The 20,447-nt window shown below is 70.4% G+C and carries 17 protein-coding genes; 14 read left to right on the top strand and 3 right to left on the bottom strand.

Features of this window, described 5'->3' with window-relative positions; translation table 11 throughout:
* Positions 1-371 precede the first annotated feature (371 nt).
* The 13 genes from P1V51_16225 (at position 372) to P1V51_16165 (ending at position 13,797) form a co-directional block, all read left to right on the top strand.
* Positions 372-806, top strand: a complete 435-nt coding sequence (locus P1V51_16225; GenBank protein MDF1564593.1) for a hypothetical protein — start codon at positions 372-374, stop codon at positions 804-806.
* Positions 807-854: 48 nt separating this feature from the next.
* A complete protein-coding gene (locus tag P1V51_16220) occupies positions 855-1,049 on the top strand; it encodes a DUF4160 domain-containing protein (protein MDF1564592.1) in 195 nt (64 codons plus the stop codon).
* Positions 1,046-1,513: a hypothetical protein gene (locus tag P1V51_16215; protein ID MDF1564591.1), complete on the top strand. Its 468-nt coding sequence runs from the start codon at positions 1,046-1,048 to the stop codon at positions 1,511-1,513. Before P1V51_16220 ends, P1V51_16215 begins: the two co-directional genes overlap by 4 nt.
* Before the next feature lie 30 nt (positions 1,514-1,543).
* Positions 1,544-1,945, top strand: a complete 402-nt coding sequence (locus P1V51_16210; GenBank protein ID MDF1564590.1) for a hypothetical protein — start codon at positions 1,544-1,546, stop codon at positions 1,943-1,945.
* 16 nt (positions 1,946-1,961) lie between these two features.
* Entirely contained in the window at positions 1,962-2,342 is a 381-nt protein-coding gene (locus P1V51_16205; protein MDF1564589.1) for a VOC family protein, read from the top strand.
* Between the two features lie 29 nt (positions 2,343-2,371).
* Positions 2,372-2,890: a hypothetical protein gene (locus P1V51_16200; protein ID MDF1564588.1), complete on the top strand. Its 519-nt coding sequence runs from the start codon at positions 2,372-2,374 to the stop codon at positions 2,888-2,890.
* Between the two features lie 65 nt (positions 2,891-2,955).
* Positions 2,956-3,990 (top strand): hypothetical protein, encoded by a 1,035-nt coding sequence (locus P1V51_16195; protein ID MDF1564587.1) that lies wholly within the window; start codon positions 2,956-2,958, stop codon positions 3,988-3,990.
* 188 nt (positions 3,991-4,178) lie between these two features.
* Positions 4,179-5,309, top strand: coding sequence for a PDDEXK nuclease domain-containing protein (locus P1V51_16190; protein MDF1564586.1), 1,131 nt, complete (start codon positions 4,179-4,181; stop codon positions 5,307-5,309).
* 89 nt (positions 5,310-5,398) lie between these two features.
* Positions 5,399-5,773: a VOC family protein gene (locus P1V51_16185; GenBank protein MDF1564585.1), complete on the top strand. Its 375-nt coding sequence runs from the start codon at positions 5,399-5,401 to the stop codon at positions 5,771-5,773.
* Positions 5,774-5,836: 63 nt separating this feature from the next.
* Positions 5,837-9,574, top strand: coding sequence for a hypothetical protein (locus P1V51_16180; GenBank protein MDF1564584.1), 3,738 nt, complete (start codon positions 5,837-5,839; stop codon positions 9,572-9,574).
* A 24-nt stretch (positions 9,575-9,598) separates the two neighbouring features.
* Positions 9,599-10,249 (top strand): class I SAM-dependent methyltransferase, encoded by a 651-nt coding sequence (locus P1V51_16175; GenBank protein ID MDF1564583.1) that lies wholly within the window; start codon positions 9,599-9,601, stop codon positions 10,247-10,249.
* A 42-nt stretch (positions 10,250-10,291) separates the two neighbouring features.
* Entirely contained in the window at positions 10,292-11,143 is an 852-nt protein-coding gene (locus P1V51_16170) for a hypothetical protein (GenBank protein ID MDF1564582.1), read from the top strand.
* Positions 11,144-11,193: 50 nt separating this feature from the next.
* Positions 11,194-13,797 (top strand): hypothetical protein, encoded by a 2,604-nt coding sequence (locus P1V51_16165; GenBank protein MDF1564581.1) that lies wholly within the window; start codon positions 11,194-11,196, stop codon positions 13,795-13,797.
* 4 nt (positions 13,798-13,801) lie between these two features.
* On the opposite strand, the gene P1V51_16160 is transcribed toward P1V51_16165, so the two are convergent.
* Both P1V51_16160 and P1V51_16155 read right to left on the bottom strand, forming a co-directional pair.
* Positions 13,802-14,431 (bottom strand): hypothetical protein, encoded by a 630-nt coding sequence (locus P1V51_16160; GenBank protein ID MDF1564580.1) that lies wholly within the window; start codon positions 14,429-14,431, stop codon positions 13,802-13,804.
* Positions 14,432-14,659: 228 nt separating this feature from the next.
* The gene (locus P1V51_16155) at positions 14,660-17,356 is read right to left on the bottom strand and encodes a carboxypeptidase regulatory-like domain-containing protein (protein MDF1564579.1); all 2,697 of its coding nucleotides are present in this window, start codon (positions 17,354-17,356) and stop codon (positions 14,660-14,662) included.
* Between the two features lie 311 nt (positions 17,357-17,667).
* Here P1V51_16155 and P1V51_16150 point away from each other — a divergent pair, with 311 nt between their 5' ends.
* Positions 17,668-18,552, top strand: a complete 885-nt coding sequence (locus tag P1V51_16150) for a hypothetical protein (GenBank protein ID MDF1564578.1) — start codon at positions 17,668-17,670, stop codon at positions 18,550-18,552.
* A gap of 7 nt (positions 18,553-18,559) precedes the next feature.
* On the opposite strand, the gene P1V51_16145 is transcribed toward P1V51_16150, so the two are convergent.
* Positions 18,560-20,443 carry a PAS domain-containing protein gene (locus P1V51_16145; protein ID MDF1564577.1) on the bottom strand — a complete coding sequence of 628 codons (1,884 nt, stop codon included), beginning with the start codon at positions 20,441-20,443 and terminating at the stop codon, positions 18,560-18,562.
* Between the last annotated feature and the right edge of the window lie 4 nt (positions 20,444-20,447).

The raw sequence follows: 20,447 nt of genomic DNA, 5'->3' as shown, positions 1-20,447 counted from the left end.
TCTAGGTGTTCACGTTCGGCCGATCTGGGTGTTCACGATCGACCGAAATCCGCACCTAGTGAATCGGAGGGCGAAAGTGATGAGCAGGAAGTCACGAGACCGGCTGACCGCGGCAGAGAAGCTGGAGGTATGGGAGCGCTGGAAGCGGGGCGAAACACAGGTTGGGATCGGCAGGATTCTGCGGATCTCCTCCACGGGAATCCGCCACCTCCTGGTCCCAACGGGGGGCATTCCGCCACCGGTCCGGAAACGAAGCCAGCGGACGCTCTCGCTTGCCGAGAGGGAGGAGATCTCGAGAGGAATCTGCGCGGGGTCCTCGGCCACCCAGATTGCTCGACAGCTCGGCAGTGGCTCGACTCCCGGGAGTCTGCATGATGACTCGCCTACTGCCCCCCTTCGCCCTCCTGCTCCTCGTCGGCCTCACCGCCTGCCCCGCCTCCAGGGAGCCTGCCTCCGAACCTCCTACCCCGAGCCGCGCCATGCCCCAGGACGCCCCCATCGTCGGCGGTCTCTACGCCTCGAAGCAGGAGGACGGCAGCTACCGCGTCCTCAAGGTCCTCGCCCTCGATGACTTCGCCGTGCACCTGAGGTCCTACGCCAACCGCTTCGAGAGCCTGCCGGCCGACCTCGACCCCTCCACCCTGACCCTCGGCTCCATCGACAGCGGAGAGTTCGGGATCGGCCACTTCCCGCTGGCCAGGCAGGGCTTCCTTTCCGGCGAGCACACCCTCCTGAAGAAGACCACCGTCGAGGAGGACGAACTCGAGGGCTACCGCATCTACCTCGAGGCCATGGGCGGCAGATAGCCGCCAACCCACCTTGACAACCGTTACCTCGAAAGGTAACACTAAGTCGTGTCGAGATTCCGCCGTGGCGGCTACATCTTCCTCTCCTGGGCGGGGGACCACACCCCCCGTCACGTCCACGTCTACCGGGACGGAGCCCTCGTCGTGAAGTGGGACCTGGAGAACCGGATCGAGATGAAAGGGAAGATGACCCGCCGGATCCTGAAGCTCATCGAGGAGCTGGAAGAAGAGGGACTGCTATGAAGATCCGCTCCGTGAAGGCGAACAACCGGAAGAAGGTCTTCGAGCTTCGAACCCACTCGAAGGAGCTCGTCTTCCCCTACGTCAAGGCCGACCCGCCCCCCGGACCGGCGGATCGCATCGTGGAGCTCCACGTCGACAGGGAGCTCGGCCGGGAAGCCTTCGTCTACGTGCTCGAGTCGGGACAGGAGGGGACCATCCACATCGAGCAGGTCCTCGACTACAATCAGGATCCGGCCTACCTGCGAGAGCTGCTGCTCTACCGGCTGACCCTCGAGGCCCGCAACCGGATCGAGGAGTGCGGGCTGTCCAGGAGGGAGATCGTGCGACGGCTCGGGACCTCCGCGACCCAGCTCTATCGGCTCCTCGACCAGACCAACACCCGCAAGTCGATCGATCAGGTCCTGGAGCTTCTCCACATCCTCGACTGCGAGGTAGATCTTGTCGTCCGCACGAGAAGCGCCTGACGATCCCCCTGGCGCCGCGAAGGTGAAGCCATGAAGCTCTCCACGAAGAACAGAGAAAAGCTCCCCAAGGGCTGGAGCCACCCCGCTGGCTCCGAGCTCCTGGCCGACCACCTGGTGGAGGATCCGCGGATCCCGGAGATCGGCCTCACCTTCCCGGGCCCCGACTCCCAGAAGGCCGTCGATCCCGACCTGCTCGTCCTCGAGCTGACCTACGCCGGCCAGGACGCCGGGGACGCGGCCTGGGCGCTGACCATCTTCCCGGTGCCGAGCAACCAGAAGCGCGACCTGCAGCAGGCCATCGAGGAGCGCATCTTGCCCGCCCTCAACGGCTGGCTGCGCGAGGAGCGCCCGCCCTCCTGGTATCTCGGGGCGCACCACTTCCGGGTGAAGCTGAACACCGGGACCCACGAGCTGGGGCTCGACGAGGGCTAGCGCCCGGGGAGATCAGATGGAGCGTGTCACCGGCATCGGCGGGATCTTCCTCGCCGCGAAGGACCCCGAGCGGCTGCGTGACTGGTACCGCGCTCACCTCGGCATCGACGTGCAGAACTGGGGCGGCACCGTCTTTCGCTGGGCCGCCGACGACGGCAAGCCCGCCGCCGGCTCGACCACCTGGTCCATCAGCGATGGCAGCTACTTCGAGCCGAGCAAGTCCCCCTTCATGGTGAACTACCGGGTGGCCGACCTGCGCGCGCTGCTCGCGGTGCTGCGCGAGGAGGGCTGCGAGGTCCTCGAGAAGGTCGACGAGTCCGAGTACGGCCTCTTCGGCTGGGTCTTCGATCCCGAGGGCAACAAGATCGAGCTCTGGCAGCCTCCCGAGGGGCAGTAGGCGCGGCCGGTGACCCGGTGGTCGCAGACATGAAGCGCCCCGGCTCCATCACCCTGATCGGCTGGCTGGCTACCGGTTTCGGCGGACTGATGGTGCTCTTCAGTCCGCTCCAACTGATCGCCCCCTACCCTTCCGCCGAGGCCCTCCTTTCCGGACCCGAGCGCCCGGTCTTCGTCTTCGCCGCCTTCTTCGCCGACAACCTGCCGCTGGTAGCGGTCGGCTCCGTGATCGTCGGGGCGACGGCGATGGCGGGTGGTGTGGGTCTGCTGAGACTCCGGGCCTGGGGCCGCGCGCTCGTGGAGGCGATCACCTGGCTCTACCTCGCCTACTGCCTCGCCTTCACCGCCTTCGCGGTCTGGGGGATCCACTCCGAGTCCACCCGCCAGGGCGGCTCCGGGGATGGCTTCGAGGTGATCGCCGGGATCTTCGCGATCGTCATCGGCCTCGGCGGCCTGGCCTGGTGCCTCGTGCCGCTGCTCGTCCTCCGGGCGCTGCGCGGCGAGAAGGTGCGGGCGGCCATCTCGGCGAACCAGGGAAGAACCCCATGACGGTGGCCCCCTCGACACACGCGACGCGATGAGGAGCAAGGGATGAGCGCTCTCTTGATCTGCTGATGACGGGTCGGCACGGCTTCCCGAAGCGAAGAGACAAGACGGCTCCGGCCGTCGAGTGTCCGATCTTCTTCAAGAACGGCGACCTCCACTACCTGACCCAGCTCTGGATCCTGGCCGACGGTTTCTTCGAGTGTCAGTACCAGCGCTTCGATCGGAAGGAGCTCGAAGAGCAGCTCGCGAGCGGAAGGCTCACCCTCTCTCCACCCGACGGGGCCCGGATCAGCATCTCCTGGCTCGGTGAGGCGACCCTCCAGGAGGGGCGCTTCCCGACCCAGATCGACGAGTTCTTGAAGGAAGCCGACGACATCGTTCGCGAGCTCAACGGTGAACCAACGACCTCCGATCTCTGCTGGAGGGCCCTGAAGAGCTTCCAGGGCGATCCGAACCCGCAGAACCTCGAGGCGCTTCGCCTCGCCTACGAGGCTGTCCCCACCCAGCTTCGGCCCTTCCTCGGCGACATGGATGCCAAGGACTCACCCATCCGTCGCCACCTCTACCGGCCGTCGAAAGAGGTCCACGAGAGGTGGGAGGCGGACCTCGCGCCCTACCGGAGAGCCGCCACCGATCTGGGTTTCGTGAGCTTCGACCTCGCCCTCTTCGGTGAGCTCGAGGGGCGCCACAGGCTGCAGGAGACCTTCTTCGGTGGGGAGGAAACCGGCCACTTCCTCACCCTGGGTGGCTGGGCATCGGCGACCGAGGCCACCTGTGACGATGTGAGGCTCGACACCTACGTGAAGGGGAACCAGCTCCTCCTCGTCGAGACGATCGCCCTCCCCGGAGTCACGGCGGGGGCTCGGAACCTGCTGGCGTCCCTCTCTCGCAAGCTCGTGGCCGAGGGTGAAGACGAAGGCCGCTGGCTCAACCTCCGGGGCCCGAAGACCCTCTCCGGACTGCTGAGGCGGCATCGGGAGCAGCTCCGGGCCACCGACGGGATCGTGCCTCCGCTCGATCCGGAACCCATGCGAAGCCTGCTCGGCTGGCAGCTGGAACTGGAAGATCAGTGGCGGGAGGAGGCGCGCCGGTCTCGGGACTGAGACCTCGAGATGGGGTAGCCGAACTCTTCAGCGATCCGGAGAAAGTTGCCTCGCTGCGGCAACAATTGGGTTGGACGCATCTCCGGTACATCATCGCCCTCGACGACCCCCTCCGCTTCCGCCTCAGCCTCAGCGGTCTTTCTCGTGGGACCCAGAGAGTGTCAGGGGGTGCTGGTAGCTTCCGCGTCATGGCGAAGGAATTGAAGCCGGGGATGGCCGAGCCGCTGACCGTGGAGCTGAGAGAACTCATCAAGGCGTCGCGGCAGCGGGTGGCGCGCATGGTGAACAGCGAGCTGGTTCTGCTCTACTGGGAGGTGGGGCGGCGGCTGCGATCGGAGGTCGTCGGGGAGGGGCGGGCCGAGTACGGCAAAGAAGTCGTCGCGGCCGTCTCCCGAACCCTCTCCGCCGAGTTCGGGAGAGGTTTCAGGAAGCGAAACCTCCACTACATGATGAGATTCGCTGAAGTTTTCCCGGACCTCGAGATTGTGCACGCGCTGCGTGCACAATTGGGGTGGACCCACCTCCGGCACATCATCGCCCTGGAAGACCCCCTCCAGAGGCAGTTCTACGCCGAGCTGTGCCGCCTCGAACGGTGGAGCACCCGTATGCTACAGGCCAGGATCGCCGGGATGCTCTACGAGCGGACGGCCATCGCCAGGCGGCCAGAGGCCATCGTCGAAGAGGCTCTCGAAGCCCTGCGCGACGAGGGCCGGATGTCACCCGACCTCGTCTTCCGTGACCCCTATGTCCTCGACTTCCTCGCCCTCCCCGCTGAACACGGAGAGAGAGAGCTGGAAGCAGCCATCCTGCACGACCTCGAGCGCTTTCTCACCGAGCTCGGGGAGGGCTTCAGCTTCGTCGCCCGGCAGAAGCGGATCTCGATCGGACCGGACGACTACTATCTCGACCTGCTCTTCTTCCATCGCCCCCTCAGGGCGCTCGTGGCCATCGAGCTGAAGCTCGGCCGCTTCGATGCCCGCGACAAGGGCCAGATGGAGCTCTACCTGCGGTGGCTCGACCGCCACGAACGAGGTCCGGACGAAAATCCCCCACTCGGCCTGATCCTCTGCGCCGACCGGAATCAGGAGCAGATCGAGCTCCTGGAGCTCGATCGGGGAACCCTCCGGGTGGCGAGCTACCTCACCCAGCTTCCACCACGTGAGCTCCTCGAACGTCAGCTGGCCCGTGCCATCGAACGGGCTCGTGAACGAAGGGGCTCGGGGCGCGATCTTCCTCACAAGGTGTCTGAAGGACCTCCGCCGGTCTACCTCGCGGTCCATCCTCCGAATTCCGCCGCCGAGCTAAGTTCCCCACCATGATCCCCCGCCTCGCCCTCCCCCTCTGCGCCGCCCTCCTCGGAGTGGCCTGCGCCCACGGGGCAGCGGCCCCGACCCAGGAGACCCCCGCCATGCCCCGCGAGCAGCTGACCCACCACGCCATCTCCTACATCGAGCTTTCCGTCACCGACCTGGCCGAGGCCAAGCGCTTCTACGGCGAGGCCTTCGGGTGGAGCTTCAACGACTACGGCCCCGACTACTCGGGCATCAAGATGATGAGTGACCCTTCCGCCGAGGTGGGGGGCCTTCGGCCGGTGGACGAGGTGAAGGCGGGCGGGCCCCTGGTGATCCTCTTCTCGACCGACCTCCCCGCCACGCTCGAGAAGGTGAAGGCCGCCGGCGGCGCCATCACCGTCGAGCCCTTCGACTTCCCCGGGGGGCGGCGCTTCCACTTCCGCGACCCCGCCGGCAACGAGCTGGCCGTCTGGGCCGAGCCCGCCGAGTAGTCTTCGACCCGCCAGATCGCTGTGGCAGTATCGGGCTTCACCCGTACAGGCTGGGGTTCCCTGATGCGCACGCTCTCCCTCGGACTCGTCTGTCTGCTGGCCGCCGCCGGCTGCCCCGACTTCTCGCGCGAGGCGGTGCCCGACAACCCGCCGGTGGTCGACGCGGGCGACGATCAGCTCGTGGCCTCCGGGGTCGAGGTGCTGCTCCAGGCCATCGGCGAGGACGCCGACGGCGACGCCTTCACCTTCGAGTGGAGCCAGGTGGCCGGCCTGCCGGTGGTGCTCGAGGCCGACGCCGAGACCGGGGTCGCCAGCTTCACCGCCCCGGACGCCAGCACGGTCATCGTCCTCTCGGTGGCGGGGCGCGAGACCGCCTACCCCGACGTGGTGGGCGAGCCCGACCTCCTGCGGATCGTCGTCGAGCACAACCTGCCGCCGGTGGCCGACGCGGGCGCCTTCCTCGAGACCCCCAACGGCGTGCCCGTGCGCCTGGCCGGCAACGCCATCGATCCCGACGGGGACGCCATCGCGAGCTGGAGCTGGACCCTGGTCAGCGGCCCGCCGGGGGCGCAGCTGGACAGCCTGCTCACCGACACCGACACCCGCACCCCCCTCTTCTCGCCCACCCTGCGCGGCGGCTACCGGGCCGAGCTGGTGGTCTCCGACGGGCTGCTCGAGAGCGCCGCCGACACCCTCGCCATCGAGGTGCTGAACGTCGCCCCGGAGGTCTCGGGGGGCAACGATCAGCTCGTGGCGGGCGGCGCCGCGGTGGTCCTCCAGGCCAGCGGCACGGACCTCGACGGCGACGCCCTGACCTACGACTGGTCGCAGGTGGCCGGCAACACGGTGACCCTGATCGAGGACGCGGGCACGGGCCTGGCGAGCTTCGACGCCCCGCTGGCCTCGGCGGTGCTGGTCTTCTCGGTGATCGCCACCGACAGCGAGGGCGCCCGCAGCGCGGCCGACCCCGTGATCGTCACCGTGGACTACAACCGGGCCCCGGTGGCCGACGCCGGCACCTACCTCGAGACGCCGAACCTCGCGCCGGTGCGCCTCACCGGCCGGGCGAGCGACCCCGACGGCGACCCCATCGTCAGCTGGAGCTGGACCGCGGTCTCCGGCCCGGTCGGCGTCGACTTCACGACCCTGCTGACCGAGAGCAGCACCCGCACCCCCCTCTTCAGCCCCACCGTTCGGGGCGGCTACGAGCTCGAGCTCGTCGTCTCCGACGGCCAGATCTCCAGCGCGGCCGACCTGCTGCGGATCGAGGTGCTCAACCTCGCCCCCACGGTGAGCGCCGGTCCCGACCAGACCGTGGACGGCGGCCAGAGCGTCACGCTGCAGGCCGGCGCCACCGACCTCGACGGCGACGCCCTCACCTACACCTGGGAGCAGGTGGCCGGCCCCGGCGTGACCCTCGTGCCCGACGCCTCCGCCGGCACGGCGACCTTCACCGCGCCCCTGGCCGACACCGTGCTGGTCTTCTCGGCCACCGCGACCGACAGCGAGGGCGCCACCAGCGCCGAGGACCTGGTGGCGATCACGGTCGACTACAACGCCCCGCCGGTCGCCCAGACCGACGGCTGGGTCACCACCCCCAACGGCACCCCCCTGCGCCTGCGCGGCGGCGGGACCGACCCCGAGGGGCAGCCCATCGCCAGCTGGAGCTGGACCGTGCTCACCGGGCCGGTGGGCGCCGACCTCACCGGCCTGCTGGACGACCCGGCCTCGCGCACCCCCCTCTTCACCCCGGTGATGAAGGGCCGCTACGACCTCGAGCTCGTCGTCTCCGACGGCGAGGTCAGCAGCCTGGCCGTGCCCCTGGTCGTAGAGGCGCTGAACAACGCCCCGGCGGCGGTGCCGGTGGCGACCCCCGGCGTGGCCGACCCTTCCGTGGTCGACCTCGACGCCTCGGCCTCGACCGACCCCGACGGCGACGCCCTCACCGGCTGGGAGTGGAGCGTGATCTCCAAGCCCGCCTCGGGCGACGTCGTCTTCACCCCCTCGGCCACGGTGGAGAACGCCACCGCCACCTTGAGCGGCCGGGGCGTCTTCTTCCTGGGCCTGAAGGTCCAGGACGCCGCCGGCGCCTGGAGCCCGATGGAGCAGCTGATCCTCCAGGTGAACCACCGCCCGGTGGTGGTGGTGCCGAGCAACACCGTCGTCGCCCTGGAGGGCGGACCCCTGGGCCTGGACGCCAGCGGCTCCTTCGACGTCGACGGCGACCCCCTGGTCTTCACCTGGGCCCGGCTGGAGGGCTCGAGCCTCTTCCCGGCGACGCTGAACGGCGCGGTGCCGCCGGACCCGACCCCCGGCTTCGCCGCCCTCGAGCTCTCGGACGCCGACAGCTGGGCCCGCTACGAGCTGGTCATCAACGACGGCGACCTCGACTCGCTGCCGGTGGAGGTCACCGTCTTCGTCGAGCCCTCGGATACCAACTTCGTCTTCGTCTCCGACGCCGCCGGGGCCGCCGACGGCGCGGGCTGCGGCCCGAAGGCCACGCCCTGCCGCTCCCTGCGGGGCGCCCTCGCCGTGGTCGATCCCGGGGCCACCGGCGCCGGGGACGGCCGCCACCTGCTGATGCTCTCGGGCGCCTACAACGAGTTCCTCACCGACTCCAACATCTTCTGGCCCACCGGAGTACACCTCCTCGCGGGCCGCGACCCGGTCACCTTCGCGCGGGGGGTCACCAGCGGCCTCCTCATCCAGAGACAGCAGGATCTCTGCTCGTCCTCCCCGGCCGGGGAGGGCGTCATCCAGGTGCCCCCCACGCCGGGGGGCGGGCTGCTCTTCTCGGGCCTCGAGCTCGTCTGGGCCAACTCCTGCGGGATCAACTCCCTCATGCGTGCCCTCCAGTGCGCCGGCTGCACGCTCGAGCTCCGGGATGCCCGGATCTCCTACCAGATGGACCCGATCGCCGGTGCCTCGAGCTACACCTGCATCCCCGTCCGCGTGGACAACAGCAGCGACCTCACGGTCACCCGCAGCGAGATCGTCAGCGCACAGAGCTGCTTCAACACGAACGGCATCTTCCTCAACGGAGGGCTCCTCACGGTGCAGGACTCCCGGGTGAGCGTCATCGGGGTCAGCAACGTCACGGGCGCGGCCCGCGCCATCGGGGTGGCCGGCTCGGGTGAGGCGATCGTCGAGCGCTCGGTGCTGGAGGTCGACGGCAACACCTACGCCTACTCGAACTTCGACAACTTCGCGGTGATCACCGTCGGCCTCTCCGGCAACTCCGGCGTGCTGAACCTTCGCAACTCGGTGCTCTCGAACACGATGGGCGGGAGGGTCTCCGCGGTGTTCGTGGCCAGCAACAACGTCTCCATCTGGAACACGACGATGCTGGGCGACGGCATCACCACCGGACCGGGCTCCGGCGTCCGCGGCTCCCGCGCCTTCGTGATGGGCAACAGCTACGTCACCGGCTTCCCCTACGGGATCTACCTGGCCACTCCCGAGGCCCTGCCCACCCAGCTCCACGGCAACATCCTCAACCCCGCCGGAGCCTTCCTCGCCCACTGCAACGGCACCGACACCGCCGACCTCGCGGACCTGAACGCGGCCAGCGGCACCCTCTGCAACACCTCGGGCCAGACCTGGGGGTCCAACACACTCGCCGTCTGCGCCCTGACCGACCCGACGGGCGGCGACTACAGCCTGAACCTCTCGAGCCCCAACGCCTGCGTCGACGCGGGCGTCGCCTCGTCTCCCGGCGGCTTCCCGCCCTCCGACGACCTCGACGGCGAGGCCCGCCCGCGGGGCGCCGGCTACGACGTGGGGGCCGACGAGGCCCTCTAGACGAGCAGACCCTAGGGTGCCGCCATGACCCACGAGCATCACGGCTTCATCCCGGCCATGGGCCACGACCTGCTCTTGCCCCTCTACGATCCGCTCCTGCGGCTCTCGGGGGGCGACCGGGCGCGGCGCGGCCTGATCCCCCAGGCGCGGGTCGAGGCCGGCCAGCGGGTGCTCGACCTGGGCTGCGGCACCGGCACCCTCCTGCGCGATCTGCTGCGGGCCCACCCGGGGATCACCGCGGCGGGGATCGACCCCGACCCGAAGGCCCTCGAGCGGACCCGGGCCAAGCTCGAGGCCGAGGGCCTCACCGCCGAGCTGGTCGAGGCCTCGGCGGAGGAGCTGCCCTTCCCCGACGCGAGCTTCGACCGGGTCTTCTCCTCCCTGATGTTCCACCACCTGCCGGGCGAGCTGCGCGGGCCGGCGCTGCGCGAGGTCCTGCGGGTGCTGAAGGTGGGCGGCTCGCTGCACCTCCTCGACTTCGCCGGTGAGGGCGAGCGCAAGGACGGCTTCCTCGGCCGGACCTTCCACAAGCAGCACATCGCCGAGAACTACCGGGGCGGCCTCGTGCGCGAGCTGGAGGAGGCGGGCTTCGCCGGCGCCCGCGAGGTGACGCACCGGCGCCTGCTCTTCGGCTTCGGCCGCCTCGGCTACTTCGAGGGCGTCCGCGAACGCTGAGCTCGGCTGTCCCCGCGCGCCCCCCGTGGTACTCCTCTTCCCATGAACCCTCTGGCCGACGCTCCCCCTCCCCGGCCCGCGGAGCCCACCCCCTGCGATCGCTGCGGCACCTTCGAGGACCTGCGGCCGATGCGGGGTCAGATGCTCTGCGCCCCCTGCTCCGAGAAGGTGCTGCACGTCATCGAGCGCGAGGAGCTCAGCGTGGGCAGCCTGCTCTCGGGCGTCTGGATGATGCTCAAGGAGCTCTGGCTGCCCTGCCTGGCGCTGGTGGCGATCTTCGAGCTGCCCCTGCTCCTGCTCACCGCCCTCGTCCCCGAGGCCGAGACCGTCGACCGCTTCTCCTGGTTCATCACCATCATCGCCGACGGCGCGATGATCATCCTGGCGCTGCGGCTCATCGAGGGCCGCGAGGCCACCGTGGGCATCGCGCTGTCCGAGACGATGAAGCGCTGGGGCGCGATGATCTGGGCGAGCATCCTCTCGAACCTGATCACCCTCCTCTTCACCCTGCTGCTGATCGTGCCCGGCGTGCTGCGCGCCCTCTCCTACGCCGTGATCCTCCCGGTGGTCCTCACCGATCGCGGCAAGGGCGCCGACGCCCTCTCGGACAGCGCCGCGATGATGGAGGGCCACCGGGCGCCGGTCTTCGTCACCTGGCTCACCCTCTTCGCCGCGCCCTTCTTCTTCCTCGCCCTCTACGTGGGGGTCGCCCTCTTCTTCCAGGGCACCTTCAGCGAGCCCCCCGAGGTCCACCCGGGCGTCTACACCCTGATCGACCTCCTCGGCCCGGCGGCCATCGTGGTCGGCCTGATCCCGATGAAGCTCCTGCCCGCCGTCCTCTTCGCCAAGGTGCGGCGGCTCCACGAGCGGCGGATCGACGAGGCCATCCTCTAGCGGCCCCTGGTTCTGCTACGCTCTCTCCCGACCCTCAGGAGGGAGCAACCTTGCCCCGCAGCCGCCTCGCCCCGAGTTCTCTGGCACTGATCCTCTTGCTCGGCCTCGGCGTGGCCTGCGGTGAGGGTCGCGGCGGCCGCGACGACGGCGGTGGTGGCGGCGACTGGTGCGAGGAGGAGGGCCGCTACGCCAACGGCACCTGTGACGACGCCTGTCCCCAGCCGGATCCCGACTGCGACAGCGTCGATCCCTGCTACGGACCCGACCGCTACGGCGACGGCACCTGCGACCTCGACTGCCTCCACCCCGACCCCGACTGCAACAACGTCGATCCCTGCGCGGTGGAGGGGCGCTACGGCAACGGCACCTGCGACCTCGACTGTCCCCAGCCGGACCCGGACTGCAACGCCCCCGTCGATACCTGCCAGAGCGAGGGCCGCTACTCCGACGGCCCCTGCGACGCCTGCGCCCAGCTCGACTCCGACTGTCAGGCTCTCGCCACCGATCCCTGCACCGACACCGACTACGGCGACGGCACCTGCGAGGCCTGCCGCCACTTCGATCCCGACTGCTCTCCCCTTCCGCTGACGGCCCCCACGGATCTGCAGGCCACCGATGGCCTCTACCTCGACCGGGTCTCACTGAGCTGGCTGCCGCAGCCGGCCGCGGCGGGCTACCGCCTCTACCGCGCCGACGACGAGCTCGGCCCGGCCACCCTGCTGGCCGAGCTGCCGGCCACCCGGGACATCCTCGAGCAGCCCGGCGGCCCCGGCGGCCCGGCCCGGGAGAGCCACGAGGACACCTCCGCCTCACCGGGGGTCCCCTACTGGTACGAGCTCACCGCCCTCGACGCGGCGACCGAGAGCGCGCCGAGCAGCCGCGCCCTCGGCTCCCGGGCCATGGACGATCCCTCCCTGCTCGGGCCGCCGGTCAACGTGCAGGCCTTCGCCACCGGCCCCGACGGGATGACGGTGACCTGGGACGCGGTCGCCGGCGCGGGCGCCTACCAGGTCCACGTGGCGGGCTCCGCCGCCGACCTCGCCCTGCCCGGCTCGCAGATCGGCGGCACCAGCGAGACGCGGATGGGCTACGGCGTGTACGCCCCGGGCGCGACCTTCTGGGTCGGCGTGCGGGCGCTGGCCGACTTCACCTCCCCCGCGGGGCCGATGAGCACCCCGGTCTCGGTGACCCTCGACGCCGATCCCACCCTGCCGGCCCCGGTGGGCCTGCAGGGCTCGACGACCTTCGCCGACCGGATCGACTTCACCTGGCAGCCCGTCACGGGCGCGGACTTCTACCGGGTCTACCACCAGGGCGCCGGCAACCTGGCCCGCACGCCGGTGACCGGTGACGTCGCCGGGCCCAGCGCCAGCTACTCCGGTCCCCTGGCCGACGCCCCCGCCTACTACCACGTGCGGGCCTTCACGCTGGCCGGCGAGAGCTCACCCTTCAGCAACCGGGCGACCGGCTCCCTGGTGCCGCTGCCTCCCCCGATGCACCTGACGGCCACCCCCACCGGCAGCGACACCGTGAGCCTCACCTGGACCGCGGTGCCCGAGGCCGCCTCCTACGTCGTGCTGCGCGGCGACGATCCGGCTGGCGTCGTCCAGGAAGTGGGCACCCCCGCGGCGGCGGCCCACGAGGACACCGGGCTGCTCCCCGCCACCCCCTACTACTACGCCGTGGTGGGGGTGACGGCCTCCGGGCGGCGGGGCATGACCTCCGGCGCCACCCTGGCGATCACCCTGCCGGCGCTCCTGCCCCCGGCCAACCTCTCCGCCTCGCAGGACCTCCTCGATCGGGTGAGCCTCTCCTGGGACGAGGTCTCCGGAGCCACGGCCTACCGCCTCTACCGGGACGACGGGGGCTGGACCCAGCTCGGCGGCGACCTCCTCGGTCCCCCCTACGACGACTACCCCTCCCTCGCCCGGCTCGACCAGCTGCTGACCTACCGGATCACGACGGTGGGCCCCGCCGGGGAGTCCGCCCCGAGCACCACCGTCCAGGGCGCCGCCCGGCGGCTCACCAACCCGACCGGACAGAGCGCGACCACCGCCTCCACCCCCACCGACACCCGCCCCGACACCGGGATCGTCGTGCGCTGGCAGGAGGTCAGCGGCGCCGCCGGGTACCGGATCTACCGGACCCACGACTACGGCACTCCGATGGCCCTCGTCGGCAGCGAGACGGCGCCGGCCACCGAGCACTGGGACACCACCGTCGAGCTGGGCTTCCTCTACCTCTACAAGGTGGTGGCGGTGAGCCCCGCCGGCCACGAGTCCGAGATCCTGGGCGTGGCCTACACCTACGGGTTCAGCGACGCCGCCTACGTGCTCGCGAACGGCACCCCGATGCTCGGGCCGAGCTCGGTGGCGAACACCTACGTCGCCGCTACCGACCGCTTCGAGGTCTCCTGGACCAACGTCGCCGGGGCCGGCAGCTACTCCGTCTCCCGGGGCATCATGGACTGCTCGGGGACCTGCACCCTGGTCGGCAACTGGCTCACCCTGGTCGCCGGCCAGACCGCGACCACCTACAGCGACGCGGCCGCGCCCACCACCTACCCCTGCTACGCCTTCCTGATCAGCCCGACCCGCACGGACGGGCTGAAGTCGATCTTCGGCACCCGCAGCGGCGCGGCCTGCCGCCCTTAGAGGCTCAGCCCAGCACGTCGTCGGTCACGAGCTGGTACTCGCCGTCGAGGACCAGCCGGATGCGCAGCTCGCCCTGGAGGTAGTCGACCTCGATCCGCACGGCCTTGCCGCCGGCCGAGTGGACGGTCACCGCCTCGAAGACCACCGGGGCGTCGCGGGAGGGATCGGCCCGGCGCTCGGCCTCGGCCTGCAGCTCGCCGGTGATCAGGCCGGCGAGGGCGGGGTCCACCTGCGCGAGCTCGGTGAAGACGTCGACCCGGTCGACCACCGGCTCGGTGGGCGCGAACCACTCCGCGCACTGCAGCAGCTTCTCGAGGGAGGCCGGCCCCACGCCGCCCACGGCGTCGACCTCGTCCACGCTCTCGTAGAGATCGTCGTCCTCGGTGCCCACCAGCCCGTCGAGGCCGTCACGGTGCCGGATCAGGTTCTCGGCGGTGTCCGCCCGCAGGCCGCAGTCCACGTCGAGGCGCCGCTGGTCGGTCTCCACCTGATCGTTGAGGAAGGCGAGGAGGCCGCTCTGGGTCTCGGCCGAGTAGCGGCCGACGGCGGGCGGGGTGGCGTCATCATCGGCCGCGGGGAAGCAGGCGGTGGAGGAGAGGAGGAGGGCGGCGAGGGCGAGGCGGGCGGTCTTCATCGGGGTCTTCTTCGAGGGTTGTGGAGCGAAGGAACGGGCCTGCAGACAGCAAGCCGTATGCCCACGCAACCGCCCGAAAACACTGACTCAAACCTGTACAGCCCCTGGACACCCCGTCCTTGCGTCCAGCGGCTGTACACGCAAAAGAGCCGGGGCCTCCATCGCTGGAGACCCCGGCAGGAGGGGGACCCGGGCTCGCCTCGTGCCCGGGCCCGTCAGGTGGGACCCTTATTCCACCCTGAACTCACCCACGTCGCTCATCAGGACGGGCTCGCCGTTCTCGTCGATGACGCCCACCGCCCAGCTCCAGCCGCCGGCCTCGAGGGGCGCGGGCAGGATGAAGGTCATCTCGGGCTTGGCCTCGGGGTTCTCCGGGTCGACCGGCTCGGCCGCGGGGTCGGGGGTCTCCATGGCCACGTTGTAGAAGGTCAGGTCCTCCTCCTCGGGGCCGTTGGCGATGGCGACGATGTAGGAGTGGGTCGCGGGATCCAGGTCGGTCACGGCCTCCCAGATCAGCGGGGGGTTGGCGTCGGTGGTCACCAGGTCGCGGGGGGAGATGACCAGGAAGTCGGGCTCCTCCTCGCCCTCGTAGAGGCTGCCACCGATGGTGTCCACGCCGCTCTCGGCGCCGGCGCCGGCGCTGCGGCGGGTCAGAGGCACCGAGCCCCAGGTGCGCTTGCCGTTGTCGACCACCCGGGTCACGCCGCCGTCACGGAAGCCGTTCTTGCTGGCGTAGATGATCACCGAGCCCGAGGGCACGCCGGTGAGGGTGTAGACGCCGTCGCTGCCGGTGGTGGTGCGCTGGCCGGTGGAGGTCCAGACGCTCGCCCCGGAGAGCCGCGCGCTGCTGCCGCTGGCGGCGTCGTAGACCACGCCGATCAGCGAGCCGGAGCCGGTCGAGGTGCTCGCGCGGGCCAGGCCCACCGAGCCCCAGACCTCCTTGCCGGCCTGGGCGGTGCGGGTCACGCTGGCGGCCTGGTAGCCCGAGGCGCTGGCGGTGATCCGGTAGGAGCCGGGGGCCACCGAGAAGCGGAAGACGCCCTGGCCGTCGGAGGTGGCGGTCGCGCCGTTGGAGAGCTTCACGCTCGCGCCCGGCAGGCGGTCGCCGGTGTTCGGGGCCTTGTAGACCACGCCGATCAGGGTGCCGCGGGCGGTCTCGGTCGGGCGGCGCAGGCCCACCGAGCCCCAGGCCTTCTGGCCGGTGGTCACCGTGCGGGACACGCTGCCGCTGTTGAAGCCGGACTTGCTGGCGGTGACGGTGTAGCTGCCGGAGCGCACCGAGAAGGAGAAGTAGCCCTGGCCGTTGGTGGTGGTGCTCTGGCCGCTGGAGAGCTTCACCGTGGCGCCGGCCAGGCGGTTGCTCGAGTTCGGGGCCGCGTAGATCACGCCCACCAGCTGGCCGGAGCCGGAGCCGGAGCTGGTGCTGGACCCGCCGGAGGAGCCACCGGAGGAGCCGCCACTCGAGCCGCCGCTGGAGGAGGTCGCCCGGGGCAGGCCGATGGAGCCCCAGGTGCCGCTGCTCACGGAGCGCCGGATGCTGCGCGCCTCGTAGCCCGACTTGCTGGCGGTGATGCTGTGGGTGCCGCGGGGCACGCTCACGCTGTAGTAGCCGCTGGAGTTGGTGGTTGCGGTCCGGCCGGCCACGCGGACGGTGGCGCCGGCGATGCGGGCGTTGGTGTTGCCGGCCTGGTAGACCAGACCCTGGAGCTGCACGCTGCCGCTGGAGGAGCCGCCGCTGGAGCCGCCGGAGGAGCCGCCCGACGAACCTCCGGAGGAGCCACCCGAGGAGCCGCCGCCGCTCTGGCCGCAGGCCTCACGGACCATGCGCATGTACTTGGTCCAGTCCCAGTAGCGGCCCGGATCGGTGTGGTCGTTCCCCGGGACCTCGACGTGACCCATGATGTGCTGGCGGTCGAGGGGGATGCCGTGGCGGCGGGCGATGCCGCAGACCAGCGCCGCGGAGCGCCGGTACATCGCGTCGGTGTACCAGGAGGCGTTGGAGACGTAGCCCTCGTGCTCGATGCCGATGGAGCGGCTGTTGGCCGAGCGGGCGTGCCAGGCGGTGTCGGACTCGGCGACCATCTGGGTGATGTGGCCGTCGCGGGAGCGGACCACGTAGTGAGCCGAGACGTTGGAGCTGGGGTTGCGGATCCAGGAGATGCAGCCGTTGTAGCTGCCCTGCACCGTGTGGATGACGATGAGGTTCACCCGCTGGCTGCGGCCGCGGGTGTAGTTGGAGCTGTGCGCCGCGGAGACCTGGTCGACCAGGGAGGAGGAGGCCGAGAGGTTCTGGGAGGTGGTCTGCAGGGCGCTCTCGTCGGTCTCGCTCTCCAGCACCGGCGGCAGGGTGGTCGAGCCGATCAGCTCGATGGCCTCGCCGCTCTCCAGGGTCAGGCCCGCGCCGTGGGTGACGAAGGTCATGACCTCGTCGGCGTAGTCGATGGCCTGCTCGTCGGGCATGTCGGCGGTCGCGGCCAGGACGTCCCGCCAGTCCTCGAGGGTCGAGGTCTCGGCGAAGTCCTCACCGAGGACCTCCTCGGCGGCGGCGGCCAGGGCGGCGGCGCCGGCGCGGATGTTGGAGGCCGTGTCGGTGAGGATCTCCTCGTAGGTCAGGCCGGTGCGGGCGGCGCCGACGGCGACCTGCGCCTCGGAGAGGCCCATGATGCCGTGGCGGGGCGGACCCTCGGCGCCCTCGTGATCGTGGAGGTCCGGGGTCTCCCAGCGGGTGGCCTCGTAGGAGACGGCCAGGAGGATCTCGGCGGGGACCCCCGACTCGGCCGAGGCGTCCACGAAGCTCTCGTAGCGCTCGCCGGAGTTGGGCTCGAGGGGGGTTCCGCAGGCGGTGAGGAGCGCCGCGCCGATCAGGGCGACGATCAGGTTCGGCTTGCGGGGGGCGGTGTGAGGCTGGCGGTTGGTGCGGGTCATGAGCATTCCTCCTGACCTCTGCACACTGCAGCGGTGGTGCCTCGGGGCGCGGCTGACGGCCGGACACCGGTGCACCACAGTTTCATCCGTATTTACGGCCACTTGTGCTTTGTCTACCTTGTCCTACACGTAACGGTTCGTTACATCTGGAATTGACTTGTTTTCAGACACCCTCCGGCGGGTGTCTGGATTCAGGTCGATCGGGAGGGGGGTGTCGCCCCGATCGACACCCTCCGGCGGCGTCCCGATGACCGAGGTGGCACGAGGTCCGGCCTGTGCTATCTGCCGGGCCAGCGAAAGGACCCATCCACGTGGCAAGAAAGCGACTCGGTGAGCTGCTCCTCGAGAGGGGCGTGATCGACACGGACCAGCTGGCCTCGGCCCTGGCCTACCAGCGCCAGTGGGGTCACCGCCTCGGCGCCGCCCTGGTCGCCAAGGGCTTCCTCTCGGAGGGCGAGCTCTGCCAGGCCCTGGGCGAGGCGCTGGCCATCCCGGTCATCGATCTCTCCGAGATCCGCCCCGATCCCCAGGCCGCCCGGGTCCTCGACCAGCGCTTCTGCCAGACCCACGAGCTGGTCCCCATCGCCGTCGATCACAGCGGCAACCGCAAGGTGCTCACCTGCGCCATGACCGATCCGATGGACATGGCCGCCATCGACGAGATCGAGTTCACCGCCGACTGCAAGCTCAAGGCGGTGCTCTCCCCCCTCTCCCAGATCCGGGCCGTGATGCAGTGGGTCTACCGGGGCATCAAGGTGAAGATCCCCTCCTTCGAGGAGACCTCCCGCAAGGTCCCCGAGCGGATGGAGATCCTCCACGCCGACGGCACCGGCAGCCACGAGATCATCACCCTCGACGCCGAGGGCAACTCCGAGCAGGTCCCCAGCGGTAGCCCCGCCCTGAAGGGGCAGCTGGTCCCGCCGGGCCTGGCCGCGCGCGCCGGCAAGGATCCCAGCCGCGAGGTCACCGATCGCACCGCCCTGGCCGAGATCATCCGGGAGCACGAGGTGCTGGTGAAGAAGCGCAGCGAGATGGCCGCCGTGCAGGGCGACCTCGACTACCTCTTCGGAGTGAGCGACCAGGACACCGCGCGCCTCGAGAAGCTCGAGCGCAACTTCTGGACCCTGATGCGGCTGCTGGCCAAGAAGGGCGCCATCTCCCGGGAGGAGTGGGACACCCAGTTCAAGAAGGACTAGGCCTCGCCTAGCCCGCGACGGGCAGACGGATCACGAAGCCCGCCCCGCCCCCTGGCGCCTCCTCGACCTCGATGGTGCCGGTGTGCCGCCCGATGATCTCGCGGACGATGGAGAGCCCCAGGCCGGTGCCCTGCCCGGGCGCCTTGGTGGAGAAGAAGGGCTCGAAGATCCGGGCGGCGATCTCGGGGGAGAGCCCCGGCCCGCTGTCGTTCACCCGCACCTCGGCCACGCCCTCGCTCAGGCGGCCGACGATCTCCAGGCTCCCGCCCCCCTTCATGGCGTGGCAGGCGTTGGTGATGAGGTTCACGAAGACCTGCTGCAGCCGCCCGCGGTTGCCGTGGATGGTGGGGATGCCCTCCTCCCAGTCCACCCGCACCTCCACCCCCTCCGTCTTGAGGACGTGGTCGCAGAAGCGGACCGACTCGGCGATCACGTCCTGGAGCGAGACCCGGCTGCGCTGCTCGGAGCCCGGGCGCGCGTAGGTGAGCAGATCCCGCGAGAACTTCAGGATCCGCTCGGCGGCGTTCATGATCTTCTCCGCCTTCTTCCGGTCGCCGGCGTTCCCCAGCAGCTCCATCCGCCCCCGCAGGGCGTCGGCGTAGGCGACAATGCTCGTCAGCGGGTTGTTCAGCTCGTGGACCACCGCGGCGGCGAGCTGCCCGAGGGTCGCGAGCTTCTCGGCGTGCACCACCTGCCGCTCCAGCTCGACCAGGCGGGAGAGGTCGGTGCCGATGACCACCACGCTGTCGACCAGCCCGTCCTTCCCGAGGATGGGGGCGGTGTTGAGGGCCACCTGCCGCTCCTTGCCGTCGCGGCGCAGGACGGTCACCTCGATGTTCTCTCCGCTCTGGCCGTGCATCGCCAGATCCAGCAGGCGCTCGAGGCGCTCGCGCTGGTCGGGCACCACCAGCTGGCTGAAGGGCATGGAGGCCACCTCGGCCCGGGAGAAGCCGGAGAGCCGCTGGCAGGCCCGGTTGAAGATGTTGATCCGCCCGTGGCGATCGACCGCCAGCACCAGGGCGTTGGCCTGCTCGATGAGCTTCTCGAGGTAGCCTCGCAGGTAGCGGGCCTCGGTGAGCAGGCGGGCGTTGCGCAGGGCCACCGCCAGCTGGTTGGCCAGGCCGATGGCCAGCCGCTCGTCGGCCTCGCGATCGTCGAACTGCCCCTCCGTGCCCTCGACGTCGATCTGCCCCAGGAGCTGGCCGCCGGCCACCAGGGGCACCCCGATGCCGACCTCCCCCTCCTCGAAGACGAACTCGTGCTCGGTGCAGACCTCGACCTGCTCGCTGGCGAGCACCGCATCCGAGAGCCGCAGCTTGCGCACCGCCGAGCGCTTGAGGCTGATCACCGCGCGCGCCTTGGGCCGCAGCGTCCCCTCGGCGTAGAGGGAGAGGAGCTGGTGGCTCTCGCCGTCCACCGTCCGGACGCAGTAGTGCCGGCCGGGGAAGAGGTCGCCCAGGGCCTGGGCCACCACGCCGACGAGGTCGTCCTCGCTCATCAGCAGCGAGAGGAGGCGGCCGATGGCGAAGACCCGCTCCTGATCCTCGAGGGCCCGGCGGGCGCGGGCGAGGCGGGCGCCCTCGATGCCCGCGTCGAGGGAGACGATCACGTGCTCCTCGACGCTGCGGAGGGTCGCGATCGCCTCGGCGCCGCCGGGGAGGATGACCAGCACCTCCTGATCGGCGTCGGCGTCGCGCACCGGCGGCAGATCGATGCGCAGCACCCGGCCCAGCTCCTGCCCCGGCAGCTCTGCCTCGGACTTCACGCCCACCCTCACGCCGAAGGCGTGGTTGGCCATGATGATCTTCAGCTGGGGGTCGCAGATGACGACCGGCATCTCGGAGGTCTCGAAGAACCAGTGGAGGGCCGCCGAGAGCCCGGCCGAGTCCACGGGG

It is taken from the genome of Deltaproteobacteria bacterium (assembly GCA_029210625.1).
Taxonomy (GTDB): Bacteria; Myxococcota; Myxococcia; order SLRQ01; family SLRQ01; genus JARGFU01.
The sequence above is the reverse complement of the archived record's forward strand: the minus strand, read 5'-3'. Positions and strand labels throughout refer to the sequence as shown.